The sequence below is a fragment of the Streptomyces sp. NPDC059398 genome (assembly GCF_042751845.1).
Classification (GTDB): Bacteria; Actinomycetota; Actinomycetes; order Streptomycetales; family Streptomycetaceae; genus Streptomyces.
In genome coordinates, this window is record NZ_JBHYWP010000045.1 from 1115 (window position 1) to 20537 (window position 19423).

At 69.8% G+C, this 19423-nt stretch carries 12 protein-coding genes; 9 read left to right on the forward strand and 3 right to left on the reverse strand.

Going from position 1 to position 19423, the window contains the following annotated elements:
• Positions 1-126: 126 nt before the first annotated feature.
• The gene (locus ACFXBC_RS17945; protein WP_385024628.1) at positions 127-2784 is read right to left on the reverse strand and encodes a SpoIIE family protein phosphatase; all 2658 of its coding nucleotides are present in this window, start codon (positions 2782-2784) and stop codon (positions 127-129) included.
• A 263-nt stretch (positions 2785-3047) separates the two neighbouring features.
• Between ACFXBC_RS17945 and ACFXBC_RS17950 the strand changes: the two genes are divergently transcribed.
• From ACFXBC_RS17950 to ACFXBC_RS17990, 9 genes are all read left to right on the forward strand, one after another.
• Positions 3048-8531 (forward strand): HAMP domain-containing protein, encoded by a 5484-nt coding sequence (locus ACFXBC_RS17950; protein WP_385024630.1) that lies wholly within the window; start codon positions 3048-3050, stop codon positions 8529-8531.
• Positions 8532-8787: 256 nt separating this feature from the next.
• Positions 8788-9468 carry a two-component system response regulator gene (locus ACFXBC_RS17955; RefSeq protein ID WP_385024632.1) on the forward strand — a complete coding sequence of 227 codons (681 nt, stop codon included), beginning with the start codon at positions 8788-8790 and terminating at the stop codon, positions 9466-9468.
• Positions 9469-9612: 144 nt separating this feature from the next.
• Positions 9613-12414 carry a DNA translocase FtsK gene (locus ACFXBC_RS17960; protein WP_385024634.1) on the forward strand — a complete coding sequence of 934 codons (2802 nt, stop codon included), beginning with the start codon at positions 9613-9615 and terminating at the stop codon, positions 12412-12414.
• 240 nt (positions 12415-12654) lie between these two features.
• On the forward strand, positions 12655-13467 hold the full coding sequence (locus ACFXBC_RS17965) for a helix-turn-helix domain-containing protein (protein ID WP_385024636.1): 813 nt from the start codon (positions 12655-12657) through the stop codon (positions 13465-13467).
• 48 nt (positions 13468-13515) lie between these two features.
• The gene (rimO, locus tag ACFXBC_RS17970; protein WP_385024638.1) at positions 13516-14979 is read left to right on the forward strand and encodes a 30S ribosomal protein S12 methylthiotransferase RimO; all 1464 of its coding nucleotides are present in this window, start codon (positions 13516-13518) and stop codon (positions 14977-14979) included.
• On the forward strand, positions 14976-15632 hold the full coding sequence (pgsA, locus tag ACFXBC_RS17975) for a CDP-diacylglycerol--glycerol-3-phosphate 3-phosphatidyltransferase (RefSeq protein ID WP_385024640.1): 657 nt from the start codon (positions 14976-14978) through the stop codon (positions 15630-15632). The genes rimO and pgsA overlap by 4 nt, the downstream gene beginning before the upstream one ends.
• Entirely contained in the window at positions 15629-16138 is a 510-nt protein-coding gene (locus tag ACFXBC_RS17980; protein ID WP_385024642.1) for a CinA family protein, read from the forward strand. The genes pgsA and ACFXBC_RS17980 overlap by 4 nt, the downstream gene beginning before the upstream one ends.
• Before the next feature lie 109 nt (positions 16139-16247).
• Complete coding sequence (locus tag ACFXBC_RS17985) at positions 16248-16628, forward strand: helix-turn-helix domain-containing protein (RefSeq protein WP_385024644.1); 381 nt, start codon at positions 16248-16250, stop codon at positions 16626-16628.
• A 124-nt stretch (positions 16629-16752) separates the two neighbouring features.
• On the forward strand, positions 16753-17226 hold the full coding sequence (locus ACFXBC_RS17990) for a Dps family protein (RefSeq protein WP_385024646.1): 474 nt from the start codon (positions 16753-16755) through the stop codon (positions 17224-17226).
• 482 nt (positions 17227-17708) lie between these two features.
• Here ACFXBC_RS17990 and ACFXBC_RS17995 read toward each other — a convergent pair whose 3' ends face one another.
• Positions 17709-18488: an SDR family NAD(P)-dependent oxidoreductase gene (locus ACFXBC_RS17995; protein WP_385024648.1), complete on the reverse strand. Its 780-nt coding sequence runs from the start codon at positions 18486-18488 to the stop codon at positions 17709-17711.
• 54 nt (positions 18489-18542) lie between these two features.
• Positions 18543-19394, reverse strand: coding sequence for an Fpg/Nei family DNA glycosylase (locus tag ACFXBC_RS18000; protein ID WP_385024650.1), 852 nt, complete (start codon positions 19392-19394; stop codon positions 18543-18545).
• Positions 19395-19423: the final 29 nt, after the last annotated feature.

Sequence of the window (19423 nt, forward strand, 5' to 3'; positions counted from 1 at the left end):
AGGCGCGGGTGCCGGCGGTGAGTCCGGGGGCGGGGTCGGGGGGGCCCGGGGGGGGGGGAGCCCCGCCCGGCCCCCCCCCCGCGCGCGGGGGTGGGGGGCCCAATATCCGCGTGCCGGTCGTACTGGCTACTGGTGCGGCTCGGGCACCCGCATGGCCAGGATCGCCATGTCGTCCGATGCCGGTTCGGCGGCGAACCGCTCCACCGCGCGCAGGATACGGCCGGCCACCGCGCCCGCCGTCAGACCGGTACAGGTGCTGAGCACGTCGGCCAGCCCGTCGTCGCCGAGCATCCGGGTGCCCTCGCGGCGTTCGGTGACCCCGTCCGTGACACAGAGCAGCACGTCGCCCGGTTCGAGGGTCACGGCCTGTTCGTACAGCTCCAGGTCCTCCATCACACCGAGGAGCGGCTGGGGCTCCGCCGCGGGCTCCACGGTGCCGTCCTGGCGGAGCCGCAGCGGGAGCGGGTGGCCGGCGCAGACGACCTTGAGGAGGGCGCTGCCGTCCTCCTGGGGCCACAGCTCCCCGTAGAGGAGCGTCAGGAAGCGGCTGCGGGCGCCCTCGTCGAGGATCGCCGCGTTGAGCCGCTCCAGGACGGCGGGACCCGAGAAGCCCTCACGGGCGAGCAGGCGCAGCGCGTGGCGGGCCAGGCCGGTGACGGCGGCCGCCTCGGGGCCCGTACCGCAGACGTCGCCGATGGCGAAGCCGTAGGCGCCGTCCCGGATGGGGAAGAGGTCGTAGAAGTCGCCGCCCACTTCGTTGCCCTCGCCTGCCGCGCGGTAGATGACCTCCACCTCGACATTGGGCACGTCCGGCAGGCCCGGCGGGAGCAGGCTGCGCTGCAGGGCCTGGCTGATGGCGGTGCGCTCCGAGTACAGGCGGGCGTTGTCGAGGGCGAGCGCCGCCCGGCGGGAGAGGTCTTCGGCCAGCTCCAGGATCTCCTGGCGGAAGTGGTCGTCGGACGGTTTGCCGAGCGTGAGCATGCCGATGACGCGGTTCCGGGCGACCAGGGGCAGTACGACGGTCTCGCCGCCGACCGCGGCCGCCGTGGCGAGCGTGGTGCCGATGCCCGAGCCGAGCGCCGGGCTCGATCCGAGACCGAGGCTGCGCATCGAGGAGGTCAGCGCCGCCTGGTGCGCGGCCTCACCGGGGGCGGCCCAGCTCCTGGCGCCCGGCGTCGGGACAGGCTCGGGCGGACTGATCCGGGAGAGCAGCGCCTTGAGGCCGTCGATGCGCTCCTCGTCCTCGTGCAGGACGTAGGAGAGGTACGGCTCCGACGACTGGTCGGCGATCGTGTAGACGGCGCACCAGGCGGCCAGGGTCGGCACGGTCATCTGTGCCATCAGGGCCAGGGTCTGATCGCGGTCGAGGGTCCCCGCCAGGAGGTCGGAGGCCTCGACGAGGAAGGAGAGCGAGCCGCGGCGCAGCTTCTCCAGCTCACCGAGGCGGGCCGACTCGACGGCGAGCGCGATGCGGTCGGCGGCGAACTGGAGGCGCAGCGCCTGCTCGTTGGAGTACCGGCCGGGGGCCTCGGTGGAAACGCCCAGAGAGCCGGTGAGGCGGCCCTCGACCTTGAGCGGGACGGTGACGACCGAGCGCATCCCCGTGCCGTTGAGCAGCGGCACGGCGCCGGGCACGGCGGCCAGGTCCTCGTGGACCGCGGGCATCCGCGCCGATCCGTACCGTCCGGTGCCGGCCTCGACGGGGACCCGGGCGAAGCGCTGCCGGGCGGAGGGCAGCCCGGTGGTGGCTCTCACCTCCAGCTCCGTCTCGTCGTCGGTCGCGAGGAGCAGGAAGGCAGCGTCGGCGTCGAGCATGTCGCGGGCGCGCTCGACGGTGCGCTGGAGCAGGCCGTCGAGGTCGTCGGGGGCGGGGGAGCCGATGAAGACTTCGAACGGGTCGGTGGTGCGGTGGTCGGAGAAGGAGTTCGAGTCGTTCTGCGGGGTGCGCGGCGGTGTCTGCAGCACCGCGCGTTCGTAGTCGTTCACCAGGAGGCAGACGGTGCTGGGCTCGCCCTGGGCGTCCCGTACGCGCAGATGTGACGCGTAGACGGGCACGACCCTGCCGTCGGCGGTCCGGATGCCGTAGCTGCCCTCCCAGCGGGAGAGCTGGAGGGCGTCGGCGATGCCGGTGCCGGTGCCGGGGGTGTGCGGCCAGGCGGCGAAGTCGGTGAGCTGCTTGCCGACGACCTGCTCGGCGGGGTGGCCGAAGAGCTCTGTCGCGTCCTCGTTCCAGGAGGAGACGGCGCCGTCCGCGTCGATCTGGACCACGGCCACGCGGACCCGCCCGTCGGCGACCGGGAGGAGCTCCGCCGGGAGCAGCGGGCCCGCCGAGCGGGCGCCCACCGGGCGCTGCGGAAGATCGAGTTGGAACCAGACCTGCTTCTGGGTGGGCGTGTAGTCGACGCCCCAGCGGGAGGCGAGCGCCGCGCAGAGCAGCAGTCCGCGGCCGCCCTCCCGGTCCGGGCTGCCGAAGGACTGGCCGCTGCCCTGGAGCGGGACCTCGCGCTCGGGGTAGTGGTCGGCGACCTCCACGCGGATGCCGTCGTCGGTCCGCAGGCACAGGACGTCGGCGTTGGTGCCCGCGTGGACCACCGCGTTGGTGACCAGCTCGCTGGTGAGGACGACGGCGTCGTCGACGACGTCGGAATATCCCCACCCCTGGAGGGTGTCACGTACAAAGGTACGGGCGGTCGCTACCGACCGTCCGACCGGTTCGAAACTGGCAGCCGCTCGCGCGGTGATCACAGAACTCCTCGTACGCGTCTCGACGCCCGGCTCTGCCATGTCGGCCCGCCCCTCGCTGCCCGGTGGTAGTACTGGTGCCTCCGCCCCCGCCGGGCGGACCGGGACGGTTGGACAGCCGGATGCCAGGTTACTTACCTTCGCTGTCCTTGCGGATGCCGGTTACAGGGTTTCCGCCCCGAGTGGGCGGGGACGGTATGCAAAGCTGCCGAACTGTTATGGCCTGGTCCTGCCATGGTGAAACACTGGGCACGCTTCTCGGTACAGCCCCGGGCAGTACGGCCAACCCCTGCGGGAGGGACACGGTGGAGTCTGGCACGGCGGCGCGTGACAAGAACACGCGCGCAAAAAGCGGACAGTCGCCCAAAAAGCGACACCACGGGACAACTGAAGTGGATACCGCTGCCCTGGGCAGACTGCTGACCGCTCTGGCCGCGATGCGCGACGGGAACTTCCGGCGGCGTCTGACGGTCTCGGGCGACGGCACGATGGCCGAGATCGCGGCCGTCTTCAACGAGGTCGCCGACCGCAATCTCCATCTGACGGGCGAGGTTGCCCGGGTGCGCAGGATGGTCGGCCGTGAGGGAAAACTCACGGAGAGGCTGGAGACGGGGGCCCTGGAGGGTTCCTGGGCGGTCGCGATCGACGCGGCGAACGAGCTGGTGGACGATCTGGCGCGGCCGGTCTCCGAGGTCGGCAGGGTGCTCTCGGCGGTGGCCGAGGGCGATCTGGAACAGCGGATGGATCTGCGCTCGCAGGCCATGGACGGTGTGGAACGGCCGCTGCGCGGTGAGTTCCTGAAGGTCGCGCGTACGGTCAACAACCTGGTCGACCAGTTGTCGGCGTTCACCGACGAGGTGACGCGGGTCGCGCTGGAGGTCGGCACCGAGGGCAAGCTCGGCGGTCAGGCCCAGGTGCGTGGTATGTCCGGTTCGTGGAAGGGCCTCACGGATTCGGTGAACACCATGGCGTACCGGCTGACCGCGCAGGTACGTGACATTGCTCTCGTGACGACCGCGGTCGCCCGGGGCGATCTGTCACGCAAGGTCACCGTCCATGTGGCCGGTGAGATGCTCCAGCTGAAGAACACCGTCAACACGATGGTCGACCAGCTGTCCTCGTTCTCCTCCGAGGTGACACGGGTCGCACGTGAGGTGGGGACCGAGGGGGAGCTGGGCGGTCAGGCGGCCGTGCCGGGTGTGGCCGGGGTGTGGAAGGACCTCACCGACTCGGTGAACACCATGGCCGGGAACCTGACGTCCCAGGTGCGCGGTATCGCGGAGGTCACCACGGCCGTCGCCAACGGTGATCTCTCGCAGAAGGTCACGGTGAGCGCACGCGGCGAGGTCGCCCAGCTCGCCGAGACCATCAACCAGATGACCGAGACGCTGCGTACCTTCGCGGACGAGGTGACCCGGGTGGCCAGCGAGGTCGGCGCCGAGGGGCTGCTGGGCGGCCAGGCGCAGGTGCCGGGCGCGGCGGGCACCTGGAAGGACCTCACCGACTCCGTCAACACCGTCTTCCGCAACCTCACGACACAGGTGCGGGACATCGCCCAGGTGACCACCGCGGTCGCCAACGGCGACATGTCGCAGAAGGTCACGGTGAACGTGGCCGGGGAGATGCTGGAGCTGAAGAACACCGTCAACACGATGGTGGACCAGCTGCAGTCGTTCGGTTCCGAAGTGACCCGGGTGGCACGGGAGGTCGGTGTCGAGGGCCGTCTCGGCGGGCAGGCCGAGGTGCCGGGCGCCGCGGGGACATGGAAGGACCTCACCGACTCGGTGAACACGGCCTTCCGTAACCTCACCGGCCAGGTACGGGACATCGCGCAGGTCACGACGGCGGTCGCCAACGGCGATCTGTCGCAGAAGGTCACCGTCGATGTGGCCGGCGAGATGCTGGAGCTGAAGAACACCGTCAACACCATGGTGGCGCAGCTCTCGTCCTTCGCCGACCAGGTGACGCGGATGGCGCGCGACGTGGGCACGGAGGGCCGCCTCGGAGGGCAGGCCCGGGTGGACGGTGTCAGCGGTACGTGGAAGGAGCTCACCGACTCCGTCAACTTCATGGCGGGCAACCTCACGTCGCAGGTGCGCCAGATCGCCCAGGTGACCACCGCGGTGGCGCGCGGTGACCTGTCGCAGAAGATCGACGTGGACGCGCGCGGCGAGATCCTGGAGCTCAAGAACACCATCAACACGATGGTCGATCAGCTGTCCGCCTTCGCGGAGCAGGTGACCAGGGTCGCCCGTGAAGTGGGTACGGACGGCAGGCTCGGCGGCCAGGCGCAGGTGCCGGGTGTGGCCGGGGTGTGGCGCGATCTGACCGACTCGGTGAACGGGATGGCGGGCAACCTCACCGCGCAGGTCCGCAACATCGCGCAGGTGGCGACGGCGGTGGCGCGTGGTGATCTGTCGCAGAAGATCGATGTGGACGCGCGTGGCGAGATCCTGGAGCTCAAGAACACCCTGAACACGATGGTCGATCAGCTGTCTTCGTTCGCGGAGCAGGTGACGCGGGTGGCCCGTGAGGTGGGCACCGAGGGGATCCTGGGCGGTCAGGCGGAGGTCCAGGGGGTCTCCGGCACCTGGAAGGACCTCACCCAGTCCGTCAACTTCATGGCGAACAACCTGACGTCGCAGGTGCGGAACATCGCCGAGGTGACCACCGCGGTCGCCAAGGGCGATCTCTCGAAGAAGATCACGGTCGACGCGAAGGGCGAGATCCTCGAACTGGTCACGACCGTCAACACGATGGTCGACCAGCTGTCGTCCTTCGCCGAGCAGGTGACACGGGTCGCGCGCGAGGTCGGCACCGAGGGAATCCTCGGCGGCCAGGCCCGGGTGCGCGGGGTCACCGGCATCTGGGAGGACCTCAGCGACAACGTGAACCTGATGGCCAACAACCTGACCATCCAGGTGCGGAACATCGCCCAGGTCGCCACGGCGGTCGCCAACGGCGACCTCACCAAGAAGGTGACGGTGGAGGCGCGCGGCGAGGTCGCGCAGCTCGCGGACACCGTCAACACGATGGTGACGACGCTCTCCTCGTTCGCCGACGAGGTGACGCGGGTGGCGCGTGAGGTGGGTACGGACGGCTCGCTCGGCGGTCAGGCACGGGTGCCGGGGGTCTCCGGTACGTGGAAGGACCTCACCGAGTCGGTGAACTCGATGGCCTCCAATCTGACCGGACAGGTGCGCCAGATCGCCACGGTCACCACCGCCATTGCCAAGGGCGACCTGACGAAGAAGATCGATATCGACGCCCAGGGCGAGATCCTGGAGCTGAAGACCACCATCAACACCATGGTCGACCAGTTGTCGAGCTTCGCCGAGCAGGTGACCAGGGTGGCCCGCGAGGTGGGCACCGAGGGTCAGCTGGGCGGTCAGGCGCGGGTGCGGGACGTGGACGGCACCTGGCGCGACCTGACCGAGTCGGTGAACGAGATGGCCGGGAACCTGACCCGTCAGGTGCGGGCCATCGCGGCCGTGGCCACGGCGGTGACCCGCGGCGATCTCAATCTCAAGATCGATGTGGACGCGGCCGGTGAGATCCAGGCGCTCCAGGACAACATCAACACGATGATCGCCAACCTGCGTGACACCACGGTCGCCAACAAGGAGCAGGACTGGCTGAAGGGCAACCTGGCCCGTATCTCCGGACTGATGCAGGGGCGCCGTGAACTGGTCGATGTGGCGTCGCTGATCATGAGCGAGCTCACGCCGGTCGTCTCGGCCCAGCACGGCGCGTTCTTCCTGGCCGTGCCGACCGGCTCGGCCGCGGAGAGCGGTGCGGACGCCGAGAACGCGTACGAGCTGCGGATGCACGGCAGTTACGGGTATTCGGCGGGCTCCATGCCGACGACGTTCCGGCCGGGTGAGACGCTCATCGGCACGGCGGCCGAGGAGAAGCGCACGATCCTGGTGGAGAACGTGCCGCCGGGGTACCTGAAGATCTCGTCCGGTCTCGGCGAGGCGCCGCCCGCCCATGTGATCGTGCTGCCGGTGCTCTTCGACGGGAAGGTACTCGGAGTCATCGAGCTGGCCTCCTTCCAGCCCTTCACACATATCCAGAAGGACTTCCTCAACCAGATCGCGGAAATGATCGCGACGAGCGTCAACACGATCAGCGTCAACTCGAAGACCGAGGTGCTGCTCAAGCAGTCGCAGGAGCTGACCGAGCAGCTGCGGGAGCGCTCCGCCGAACTGGAGAACCGGCAGAAGGCACTTCAGGCGTCCAATGCCGAACTGGAGGAGAAGGCCGAGCTGCTGGCCCGGCAGAACCGCGACATCGAGGTGAAGAACACCGAGATCGAGGAGGCCAGGCAGGTCCTCGAAGAGCGTGCCGAGCAGCTCGCGGTCTCGATGCGCTACAAGTCCGAATTCCTGGCGAACATGTCGCACGAGCTGCGTACGCCGCTCAATTCGCTGCTGATTCTCGCCAAGCTGCTCGCCGACAATGCCGAGGGGAATCTCTCCCCGAAGCAGGTGGAGTTCGCGGAGACGATTCACGGTGCGGGTTCGGATCTGCTCCAGCTGATCAACGACATCCTGGATCTGTCCAAGGTCGAGGCGGGCAAGATGGATGTCAGCCCGACCCGGATCGCGCTGGTCCAGCTCGTCGACTACGTCGAGGCGACCTTCCGGCCGCTCACGGCGGAGAAGGGCCTCGACTTCTCGGTACGGGTCTCGCCCGAACTGCCCGCCACGCTGCACACGGACGAGCAGCGGCTGCTGCAGGTGCTGCGCAACCTCCTCTCCAACGCGGTGAAGTTCACCGACTCCGGAGCGGTGGAACTGGTCATCAGGCCCGCCGGAGCCAATGTGCCGAACGCCATCCGTGAGCAGTTGCTCGAAGCCGGTTCGCTGCGCGACGCCGACGGGGATCTGATCGCGTTCTCGGTCACGGACACCGGGATCGGTATCGCGGCGAGCAAGATGCGGGTGATCTTCGAGGCCTTCAAGCAGGCGGACGGGACCACCAGCCGCAAGTACGGCGGCACCGGGCTCGGTCTGTCCATCAGCCGGGAGATCGCCCGGCTGCTCGGCGGTGAGATCCATGCGGCGAGTGAGCCGGGGCGCGGTTCGACGTTCACCCTGTATCTCCCGCTGCACGGCAGTGAGCTGCCTCCCCAGGGATATCCGCAGCTGGCTCCGGGTTCCGTGGAGCGGACGCCCGGCGGGTCCGACGACGGGACACGGACCGAGGCCGGCCAGACGCCCGGCATGACGCCCACGGACAGCCAGGGTGGTCCCGCGGAGCTGCTGCGCAGGCGCCGCAGGTCGCTGGGGCAGGCGAACGGACAGCCGGCGCTGCCCGCCAGTTCAGGGGTGCAGGCAGCTACGTCGGAACCAGGGACATGGGTGGAGGAGACCGAGGAGACGGCCGAGCCGCGCCGGGTCTTCCAGTTCGGCGGCGAGAAGGTGCTGATCGTCGACGACGACATCCGCAACGTCTTCGCGCTCACCAGCGTCCTGGAGCAGCACGGCCTCTCGGTGCTGTACGCGGAGAACGGCCGGGAGGGCATCGAAGTCCTCGAACAGCACGACGACGTGACGGTCGTTCTGATGGACATCATGATGCCGGAGATGGACGGTTACGCGACGACCACGGCCATCCGCAGGATGCCGCAGTTCGCCGGGCTGCCGATCATCGCGCTCACCGCGAAGGCGATGAAGGGCGACCGGGAGAAGGCCATCGAATCCGGTGCTTCCGACTATGTCACCAAGCCGGTGGATCCCGATCATTTGCTCACGGTAATGGAACAGTGGATGAGCGGTGAGTGATCGATTGAAGAGGAAATCTCCATGAGTTGCTGACTGGCCGTGGCCGGAGGCGTGTGAGGCGGGCGTATGCGGGGAACCTTCTGGGCTCCCGGCGCGTTTCTGCATACATGTGCCGTGACATGGCGGTGACATCGCGGTGACAGGGTGTGGCGACAGGCGGGGTGCGGTTACCATGACCGGCACAAGGACGGACGGCGTTACGGAGCTGTCCCCTGGGGCGGCGCCCGGTGCACTGCCGGGACGAGGAGGACGGGCCATGGTGCAGAAGGCCAAGATCCTCCTGGTCGATGACCGGCCGGAGAATCTGCTGGCGCTGGAGGCCATTCTCTCCGCGCTCGATCAGACACTGGTGCGGGCATCGTCCGGGGAGGAAGCGCTCAAGGCGCTGCTGACGGATGACTTCGCAGTGATTCTGCTGGACGTCCAGATGCCGGGCATGGACGGTTTCGAGACCGCCGCGCACATCAAGCGGCGGGAGCGGACCCGGGACATCCCGATCATCTTCCTCACCGCGATCAACCACGGGCCGCACCACACCTTCCGGGGCTATGCCGCGGGGGCCGTGGACTACATCTCCAAGCCTTTCGACCCGTGGGTGCTGCGCGCGAAGGTGTCGGTCTTCGTCGAGCTCTACATGAAGAACTGCCAGCTGCGGGAGCAGGCGGCGCTGCTCCGGCTCCAGCTCGACGGCAGCGCCCCCGCCGTCGGCGACGCCAAGGAGCCGGCCGGGCTGCTGGCCGAACTGTCCGCCCGTCTGGCGGCAGTTGAGGAGCAGGCGGAGGCGCTCTCCAAGCAGCTCGACGAGGAGTCGGCGGACGCGGCCGCGGTGGCCACCGCGGCCCATCTGGAGCGCAAACTCACCGGTCTCCGCAGGGCCCTGGACGCGCTGGAGCCGGGCACGGGCGGCCCGACCGCCGCGGTGCCGTCGCAGAATTGACGGCCCGTCCGGCCGCTGTTGCCGCTGAGGGGGCGTCATCACGCGTCACCGTGCGTCAAGAAGGCGTGCTCACCAGGGCGACACGAACGGGTGAAGCGGTAAGCACACGTGTCCGCCGCCGCGGACCCAGGTAACCTCGGCTCCATGGCCTCACGTACGTCCGGCAAGGGTTCCCCAGGTACGGCGGGCACCGCCAAGCCGCGTGCCGGCCGTACCGGCCCAGCCAAGAAGGCAGTTCCGGCGAAGAAGACGGCTGCGAAGAAGGCCGCCCCCGCGAGGCGGGCGCCCGCCAAGAAGGCGGCGGCGAAGCCCGCACCGAGACCGGCACCGTCCCCCACCGGGGGCGTCTACCGGCTCGTACGGGCCGTCTGGCTCGGCGCCGCGCACGGCGTCGGGGCGATGTTCCGCGGCATAGGACGCGGCGCGAAGGGGCTCGACCCGGCCCACCGCAAGGACGGGGTGGCCCTGCTGCTGCTCGGCCTGGCCCTCGTCACCGCGGCCGGCACCTGGTCGAATCTGCACGGGCCGGTCGGCGATCTCGTCGAGATGCTGATCACCGGCGCCTTCGGCCGGCTCGATCTGCTGGTCCCGATACTGCTGGGCGCCATCGCCGTACGGCTGATCCTCCACCCGGAGAAGCCGGAGGCGAACGGCCGGATCGTCATCGGACTCTCCGCGCTGGTGCTCGGGGTGCTCGGCCAGGTCCACATCGCCTGCGGAGCCCCCGGGCGCGGGGACGGCACATCGGCGCTGCAGGACGCCGGCGGCCTGATCGGCTGGGCCGCGTCCAAACCGCTGATCTTCCTGATGGGCGACGTCCTCGCCGTACCGCTGCTCCTGCTGCTGACCGTCTTCGGGCTGCTGGTCGTCACGGCCACCCCCGTCACCGCCATCCCGCACCGGCTCAGGGCGCTGGGGGCCCGTCTTGGCATCGTCGACCCGGAGCCCGCCGCCGAGCTGGACGAGGACGACGACGAGCGCTACGAGGACCAGTGGCGCGAGGCGCTGCCGGCCGGCCGGCGTACGAGCGGCGCGCGCGGGCGCACCCCCGAGCTCTACGACGCCGAGGCGGCCGAGGAGCAGGCCGTGGAGCAGGCCCTCACCAAGCGCCGCTCCAAGCCGCGCAGGCCCTCCGTGCAGCCCGCGCCGGGGCGGGGCATGGACCCCGTGGATGTCGCCGCCGCCGCTGCCGCAGCGCTGGACGGGGCCGTGCTGAACGGGCTGCCGCCCTCACCGCTCGTCGCCGATCTCACCCAGGGTGTCTCCGTGGAGCGCCCCGAGGCCACCCCGTCCGGTACGCCGGCCGCGGCGCCCGTGCCGTCCGCCCGTGAGTCGGCGGGGGCCGGGAAGTCGGGGGACGCGGACGCCGACGGGGCGAGCGGGGCCGTACCGGACCTGACGAAGAAGTCCCCGAAGCCGCCCGAGTCGCAGCCGCTGCCGTCCCGGGCCGAACAGCTCCAGCTCTCCGGCGACATCACCTACTCGCTGCCCTCACTGGACCTGCTGGTGCGCGGCGGCCCCGGCAAGACCCGCAGCGCCGCCAACGACGCGGTCGTCGCCTCGCTCTCGAACGTCTTCAGGGAGTTCAAGGTCGACGCGGCCGTCACCGGCTTCACCCGCGGCCCGACCGTCACCCGCTACGAGGTGGAGCTGGGCCCGGCCGTGAAGGTCGAGCGGATCACCGCGCTCACCAAGAACATCGCCTATGCGGTGGCCAGCCCGGACGTGCGGATCATCTCCCCGATCCCGGGGAAGTCCGCGGTCGGTATCGAAATCCCCAACACCGACCGGGAGATGGTCAACCTCGGCGATGTGCTGCGCCTCGCGGACGCGGCGGAGGACGACCACCCGATGCTGGTGGCGCTCGGCAAGGACGTCGAGGGCGGCTATGTGATGGCCAACCTGGCGAAGATGCCGCACGTCCTGGTCGCCGGTGCGACCGGTTCCGGAAAGTCCTCCTGCATCAACTGCCTGATCACCTCGATCATGGTGCGGGCGACCCCCGAGGACGTACGGATGGTGCTCGTCGACCCCAAGCGCGTCGAGCTGACCGCGTACGAGGGCATCCCGCATCTGATCACCCCGATCATCACCAACCCCAAACGCGCCGCCGAGGCGCTCCAGTGGGTCGTACGCGAGATGGACCTGCGGTACGACGACCTCGCCGCGTACGGCTACCGGCACATCGACGACTTCAACCAGGCGGTGCGCAGCGGCAAGGCCAAGGCGCCCGAGGGCAGCGAGCGCGAGCTCGCCCCGTACCCGTATCTGCTGGTCATCGTCGATGAGCTGGCCGACCTGATGATGGTCGCGCCGAGGGACGTCGAGGACTCCATCGTCCGGATCACCCAGCTGGCGCGCGCCGCCGGTATCCATCTGGTGCTGGCCACCCAGCGGCCATCGGTCGACGTGGTCACCGGTCTGATCAAGGCGAACGTGCCGTCACGGCTCGCCTTCGCCACCTCGTCGCTCGCCGACAGCCGGGTCATTCTCGACCAGCCGGGCGCCGAGAAGCTGATCGGCAAGGGCGACGGGCTCTTCCTTCCGATGGGGGCGAACAAACCGACCCGTATGCAGGGCGCCTTCGTCACCGAGGAGGAAGTCGGGGAGATCGTCCAGCACTGCAAGGACCAGATGGCGCCCGTCTTCCGCGACGACGTGGTGGTCGGCACGGCCAAGAAGAAGGAGATCGACGGCGATATCGGCGACGATCTCGATCTGCTGTGCCAGGCGGCCGAACTGGTCGTCTCCACGCAGTTCGGGTCGACATCGATGCTCCAGCGCAAGCTGCGGGTCGGCTTCGCCAAGGCCGGCCGGCTGATGGACCTCATGGAGTCGCGGAACATCGTCGGGCCCAGCGAGGGCTCGAAGGCCCGCGATGTGCTGGTGAAACCGGATGAACTGGACGGTGTGCTCGCGGTGATCCGCGGGGATACCGAGCCGTAGCCGGTCCGTGGCCCTCAGGGGCAACCCTTTCCCCCGGCCGTACGTCCAGTTGGGGAGAGACAGCAGAGAAATTGGGCCGGAGATGTACCGCAGTCGGGTTGTCATCCGGTCCTACCGGCGGGTCGCCCCGTGATCCGCCTATCTGATGGCGTACAAAGTGCGCGCTCAGGTTGCCCCACCCTTTCACCACCCCCCTAGACTGAACATCCAGCAGGTGGCTCACGCTCGAAAGGCGCCCCCGTGTCCATCGGCAACTCCCCCCAGGACGACCGGCCTTCGATCGGTCACACCCTCCAGCAGGCCCGGATCGCCGCGGGTCTCACGGTCGAGGAAGTCAGCTCCGCCACACGGGTGCGCATCCCCATCGTGCACGCGGTCGAGCAGGACGACTTCTCCCGGTGCGGCGGCGATGTGTACGCCCGCGGCCACATCCGTACGCTGGCGCGCGCCGTCTCGGTCGACCCGGCTCCGCTGGTCGACCGGTACGACGCGGACCACGGCGGCCGTCCCGAGCCGACCCCCGTCGCGCCGCTCTTCGAGGCGGAACGGATCAGGCCGGAGCGCCGCCGCCCGAACTGGACCGCGGCCATGGTCGCGGCGATCGTCGTCGTGGTCGGCTTCGTCGGGTTCACCATGTTCAGCGGCGGCGACAGCGGCAGCAAGGGCAACAAGCAGGTCGCCGAAGGCCCCACCACCGCCACCAAAGGGCCCGGCCCCAAGCCCAGAAAGCCGGCCGATCCCAAGCCCAGCACCCCCGCCGCGTCGGACAGCGCCATCGCGGCCGTGCCGAAGGACAAGGTGACGGTCAAGCTCTCCGCCGTCGACGACAAGAGCTGGATCTCCGCGAAGGCGCACAACGGAAAGCTGCTCTTCGACGGGGTGCTGGCCAAGGGCGAGTCCAAGACCTTCACCGACGCACAGCAGGTCGATCTGATCCTCGGGAACGCCGGCGCGATCCAGCTGTTCGTCAACGGCAAGGACGTCCACAACGACTTCCAGGCCGGTCAGGTCGAGCGCCTCTCGTACACCAAGGGCGACCCGGAGGCGGGCTGATCACCCTCGCGGGACGGGCGTGGGCCGGGACAAAGTAGTCTTGAGCCCATGCCCGAACGCCGTACCGTCGCCCTTGTCACTCTTGGCTGCGCCCGTAACGAGGTGGACTCGGAGGAGCTCGCAGGCCGCTTGGCAGCGGACGGCTGGGACCTCGTCGAGGACGCCGCCGCCGCGGATGTGGCCGTAGTCAACACCTGTGGATTCGTCGAAGCCGCCAAGAAGGACTCCGTCGACGCCCTGCTCGAAGCCAACGATCTCAAGGATCACGGCAAAACCCAGGCGGTCGTCGCCGTCGGCTGTATGGCCGAGCGGTACGGCAAGGATCTCGCGGAAGCGCTCCCCGAGGCCGACGGGATCCTCGGATTCGACGACTACGCCGACATCTCCGACCGCCTCCAGACCATTCTGAACGGCGGGATCCACGCCTCGCACACCCCGCGCGACCGCCGCAAGCTGCTGCCGATCAGCCCTGCCGAGCGCCAGGAGACGGCCGGGGTGGCACTTCCCGGCCACGCCCAGGACACCCCGCCCGACGATCTCCCGGACGGTGTCGCCCCGGCCTCCGGGCCACGGGCCCCGCTGCGCCGCAGACTCGGCAACAGCCCCGTGGCCTCCGTGAAGCTGGCATCCGGCTGTGACCGGCGGTGCTCCTTCTGCGCCATCCCGTCCTTCCGCGGCTCCTTCATCTCGCGGCGCCCCTCCGACGTGCTCGGTGAGACACGCTGGCTGGCCGGGCAGGGCGTCAAGGAGGTCATGCTGGTCTCCGAGAACAACACCTCGTACGGCAAGGACCTCGGCGACATCCGGCTCCTGGAGACACTGCTGCCCGAGCTCGCCGACGTCGAGGGCATCGAGCGGATCAGGGTCAGCTATCTGCAGCCCGCCGAGATGCGGCCCGGACTGATCGACGTGCTGACGTCGACACCGAAGGTCGCCCCGTACTTCGACCTCTCCTTCCAGCACTCGGCGCCCGGGGTGCTCCGCGCGATGCGCCGCTTCGGGGACACCGACCGGTTCCTGGAACTGCTCGCGACGATCCGTGGCAAGGCGCCGCAGGCCGGCGCGCGCTCCAACTTCATCGTCGGATTCCCGGGCGAGAGCGAGAGCGACCTGGCCGAGCTGGAACGCTTCCTGACCGGTGCGCGGCTCGACGCCATCGGCGTCTTCGGCTACTCCGACGAGGACGGCACCGAGGCGGTCGGCTACGAGAACAAGCTGGACGCCGAAGTCATCGCCGAACGGCTTGAGCACATCTCGCGGCTCGCCGACGAGCTGACCGCGCAGCGGGCCGAGGAGCGGCTGGGTGAGACGCTCTCGGTGCTCGTGGAGTCGGTGGACGACGAGGACGGCGCCGTGGGGCGGGCCGCCCACCAGGCGCCCGAGACGGACGGGCAGGTGGTGTTCACGACAAGCGAGGGCCTGGTCCCCGGCCGTATGGTCGTGGCGAAGGTGGTCGGCACCGAAGGTGTCGACCTGGTGGCCGAGTGTCTCGGTGAGGAGGCAGCCAGATGACCGGAGTCCCGGCATCCGCCACAGGCGGTACCGGTGCCAAGCCGGCGCCCGCCGGCAAGCTGGGTGCTGCGGCGGTCAATCAGGCGAGCCTGTGGAATGTCGCCAATCTGCTGACCATGGTGCGGCTGGTGCTCGTGCCCGGGTTCGTGCTGCTGCTGCTCCACGGCGGCGGCTACGACCCGGTCTGGCGTGCCTGGGCCTGGGCCGCCTTCGCCGTCGCGATGATCACGGATGTCTTCGACGGCCATCTGGCACGGACGTACAACCTGGTCACCGACTTCGGGAAGATCGCCGACCCCATCGCCGACAAGGCGATCATGGGGGCGGCCCTGGTCTGTCTCTCGTACCTCGGTGATCTGCCCTGGTGGGTCACGGGTGTGATTCTCTTCCGGGAGCTCGGGATCACCCTGATGCGGTTCTGGGTGATCAGGCACGCGGTCATTCCGGCCAGCCGCGGAGGCAAGATCAAGACGCTCGCCCAGGGCACGGCCGCCGGGATGTACGTCCTGGCTCTGACCGGTCCGCTGGCGACACTGCGCTTCTGGGTGATGGCGGTCGCCGTGGTGCTGACCGTGCTGACCGGGCTCGACTACGTACAGCAGGCCGTGACCGCGCGCCGCAGGGGACTCGCGGCCGAGCGGGCCGCCCGGTGAGTTCGGCGGCCGTGGTGCTGGAGCTGCTGGCTGACCGGGGGGAGACCCTCGCCGTGGCGGAATCGCTCACCGGCGGTCTGCTGGCCGCGGAGCTCACTTCCGTCCCAGGGGCCTCCCGGGTCTTCCGCGGCTCTCTCACGGCGTACGCGACGGCCGTCAAGCAGGAAGTCCTCGGCGTCGACGGGGGGCTGCTCGCGGAGCGCGGTGCGGTGGACCCCGGGGTTGCCCGGCAGATGGCGGCCGGCGTGCGGCGGCTGCTGGGCGCGGACTGGGGGATGGCGACCACCGGGGTGGCCGGCCCCGGCACGCAGGACGGGCAGGCGGTCGGCACGGTGTATGTGGCGGTTTCCGGACCGGGCGGGGCAGAGAATATGGCCTCACTGCGGTTGAACGGGGACCGGGCGGAAATCCGTAGGGAGAGCGTGCTGGGCGTTCTCGGACTGCTCTGCGATGAACTCCGCAGGAATGCGCGGACACAGGATACGGAAGAGAACGGGGGGAATTGATGTTTGCAGCCCTGAGTGAACACGACATCGCTCCCCGCACGGCCGCGGCGCAAGGCGGTACGGTGGGGCGTGAAGGATGCGGCTACGCGGTCCGAGGAGGGAGCCACCGATGATTCTGCTCCGTCGCCTGTTGGGTGACGTGCTGCGTCGGCAGCGCCAGCGCCAGGGCCGTACTCTGCGCGAAGTCTCCTCGTCCGCCCGAGTTTCTCTCGGTTATCTGTCCGAGGTGGAGCGGGGGCAGAAGGAGGCATCCTCCGAGCTGCTCTCCGCGATCTGCGACGCGCTTGACGTACGGATGTCCGAGCTCATGCGGGAGGTGAGCGACGAGCTGTCGCTCGCGGAGCTGGCCGAGTCGGCGGCGTCGACCGAGCCCGTACCCGTGCCGGTACGCTCGATGCTCAATTCCGTCTCCGTGACGTCGGTCACGGGCGTGCCCGAGCGCGTGACGATCAAGGCGCCTGCCGAAGCCGTGAATGTAGTAGCGGCGTAGTACGGCTTTCCGGCTCCGGCTGGTCCTCAGGGACCGGTCGGAGCCATTTTTTTGCCCTGAATGTCCGGTGTGAGGATATTTGTGCCATGGTGGTGGGAACGTACGAACATATGGGAGGCCCCGCATGTCTGGCGTGAAGAGCTCTCTGCCCGAAGCCGATCTGAAAGTGGTCGGAGAGGCACTTCAGGGTGCGCTCGCGGATCTGGTCGATCTCTCGCTGGTCGCCAAGCAGGTGCACTGGAATGTGGTCGGGCCGCGCTTCCGGTCGGTGCACCTCCAGCTCGACGAGGTGGTCGACACCGCGAGGCAGTACATGGACGCGGTCGCGGAGCGGGCCTCCGCGGTCGGGGTGACACCGGACGGACGGGCCGCGACGGTCTCCAGGACCAGTGCGATCAGTGAAGCCCCCGCAGGGTGGATCAAGGACACCGACGCCATCAGGACGCTGGTGGACGCGCTCGGGGCCGTCATCAGCCGGATGCGGGAGCGGATCGCGGCCACCGATGCCCCGGACCCGGTGACACAGGATCTGCTCATCGGGGCCACCGCGGCCCTGGAGAAGCACGCCTGGATGTACCAGGCGGAGAACAACGCGTAACGGCGTGCGCATATGCGCCGGGCGGGCGTCTCGTGCGCCCTCCCGCCGGGTGGCGGTGACCGGCCCCAGGCGGCGCCCCGGCCGGAACGTTTACCGGGCTCCCCGCTCCGGTGCGACCTCTGCGACGGCCTGCTCTGCCTTCTCGTCGTTCCCCGCGCCTTTTCCGGCGCGGTTCCGGCGGTGCGGGCGGCTCGGTTTTCGGGCTGATGGGGCTGACTGCAAGGGAGTGGCGCGGCGGTGGGTGCCGGCGGGGGCGCTGGCGCTGCTGCTCGGCGGGCTGTGGTGGTGGGCCGTGCTGCGGCTGGTGCTGACACCTTCCGGGTCCGGGCCGCTGGAGAGCGCTGTCGCGGTCGGGGGATGGGGGCTGAGCCTCCTGCCGATACATGTGGTGGCGTTTCCGGCCGGGCGGGCGGGGGGCCGTTCGCGGTGGGCGGGTCCGCGCTCTGCCTCGGCGCGGCGGCGGGGGTCCGGACGGTGCCGGTTCACCAGGGCATCGCGACGCCGCCGTTGGGGCGCAGGATCTGACCGGTGGTGAAAGCGGCGGCGTCGGATGCCAGATGGAGTACGGCGTGCGCGATCTCCTCCGGGGCGCCCACGCGGCCCAGCGGTGACATCCGGGACATCAGGGCGGCGGTGTGCGCCTGGGCCTCGCTGTTGTTGTGCCGCTCCGTCATGGGGGTGCGGATCCAGCCGGGCGCGACCGCATTGACCCGGATCCCGTGCGGGCCCACCTCGGTCGCGAGTGTTTTCGTGAGCTGGAAGACGGCGGCTTTCGTCACGCCGTAGCAGAGCAGGCCCGGCCCGCCGGTGTCCACGGCGCCCGATGCCATCGTGACGATGCTCCCCGCAGTGCCCGTCGCGATCATGGCGCGGGCCGTGGCCTGGCAGGCGTAGAGCACGCCCTTGAAGTTGACGGCGAGAACGCGGTCCAGATCCTCGTCCCGCGTCTCCAGGACGGGACTGCTGTGCATGATTCCCGCGACTGCGGCGAGGATGTCCAGCCGGCCGGCGGCTGTGACGGCCGACTCGACGGCCGCCTCCACACCGGCGCGGTCGGAGACGTCCAGCGGATGGGGGTGCGCGGCGCCGCCCGCATTCGTGATCGTGGCGACGGTCTCGCGCAGCCCCGCATCGTCGCGGTCCGCGCAGTGGACGGCGGCGCCCGCCTCCGCGAGGAGTACGGCACTGGCGCGGCCGATGCCGCTCGCCGCGCCGGTGACGAATGCGGTGCGGCCGGTGAGGTCGTACGCCGTGACGGGCATGACGGGACCGTACGACCGGAACTGACGGGTCGTCAACTGTGTTGCGGGCGGGGGCTAGGAGGCGGTGGGATCAGTGGGGCTGGTGGGTTCTGTGGGACTGGTGGGTTCGGTGGGTCCGGTCTGGCAGGTGGGGCACCAGTACGTCGGACGCTCACGGCTGCCGTTGCCCTGGCCGCTGTCGGTGCGGATGGCCCGGCGTACGGAGGTGCCGCAGCGCAGGCAGGGGCGGGGTGCGCGTCCGTAAACGTACAGACGCTGGTCCGGCCGGCCCGTGGTGCTGCGGACCGGGCGGTCGCGGTTGGCCTCCAGTAGCTTCTTCGCCACGGTGACCGCCCTTTCGGGGCGGGGGAGCTGCCCGACCGGCAGCCAGGGGGTGGCGCGCAGCAGGAAGCAGATCTCCGCTGCGAAGACATTTCCGATTCCTGCGAGGTTGCGCTGGTCGAGCAGGGCCTCGACGAGCGGCCGGCCGGGGTCGGCCAGCAGGTTGGTGAGTGCTCTGCCGGGGTCCCAGTCGGGGCCCAGGAGGTCCGGGCCGAGATGGCCCACCACCGTGCTCTCGTCGGTGGTCCGCAGCAGTTCGAGTACGGGGAGGCGGTAGCCGACGGCGGTGTGGCCGGACGTCCCGAGGACGGCACGGATCTCGTACGTGGGGCCGCCGCGCCAGCGTTCACCCGGGACGTAGACCTTCCAGGCGCCTTCCATCCGCAGATGGCTGTGCAGAGTGAGGCCGCCTTCGACACGTGTCAGCAGGTGTTTGCCGCGCGGGATGACGCCGAGGACGGTGCGCCCGGTGAGATCTGCGGTGGCGAACCGGGGGACGCGCAGGTCGAACCGGGTGAGAACGTGGCCGGCGAGCGCCGTGTGCAGTCGCGTGGCCGCCTGGTGGACGCTGTCTCCTTCGGGCATGTCTCCATGATGCGGGCTGCACGGCGGGA

Bases quoted from the DNA above. Each gene is read 5' to 3' on its own strand.
- ACFXBC_RS17945 (WP_385024628.1), bottom strand. From the start codon at position 2,784: ATGGCAGAGCCGGGCGTCGAGACGCGTACGAGGAGTTCTGTGATCACC.
- ACFXBC_RS17955 (WP_385024632.1), top strand. From the start codon at position 8,788: ATGGTGCAGAAGGCCAAGATCCTCCTGGTCGATGACCGGCCGGAGAAT.
- ACFXBC_RS17960 (WP_385024634.1), top strand. From the start codon at position 9,613: ATGGCCTCACGTACGTCCGGCAAGGGTTCCCCAGGTACGGCGGGCACC.
- rimO (WP_385024638.1), top strand. From the start codon at position 13,516: ATGCCCGAACGCCGTACCGTCGCCCTTGTCACTCTTGGCTGCGCCCGT.
- pgsA (WP_385024640.1), top strand. From the start codon at position 14,976: ATGACCGGAGTCCCGGCATCCGCCACAGGCGGTACCGGTGCCAAGCCG.
- ACFXBC_RS17985 (WP_385024644.1), top strand. From the start codon at position 16,248: ATGATTCTGCTCCGTCGCCTGTTGGGTGACGTGCTGCGTCGGCAGCGC.
- ACFXBC_RS17990 (WP_385024646.1), top strand. From the start codon at position 16,753: ATGTCTGGCGTGAAGAGCTCTCTGCCCGAAGCCGATCTGAAAGTGGTC.
- ACFXBC_RS17995 (WP_385024648.1), bottom strand. From the start codon at position 18,488: ATGCCCGTCACGGCGTACGACCTCACCGGCCGCACCGCATTCGTCACC.
- ACFXBC_RS18000 (WP_385024650.1), bottom strand. From the start codon at position 19,394: ATGCCCGAAGGAGACAGCGTCCACCAGGCGGCCACGCGACTGCACACG.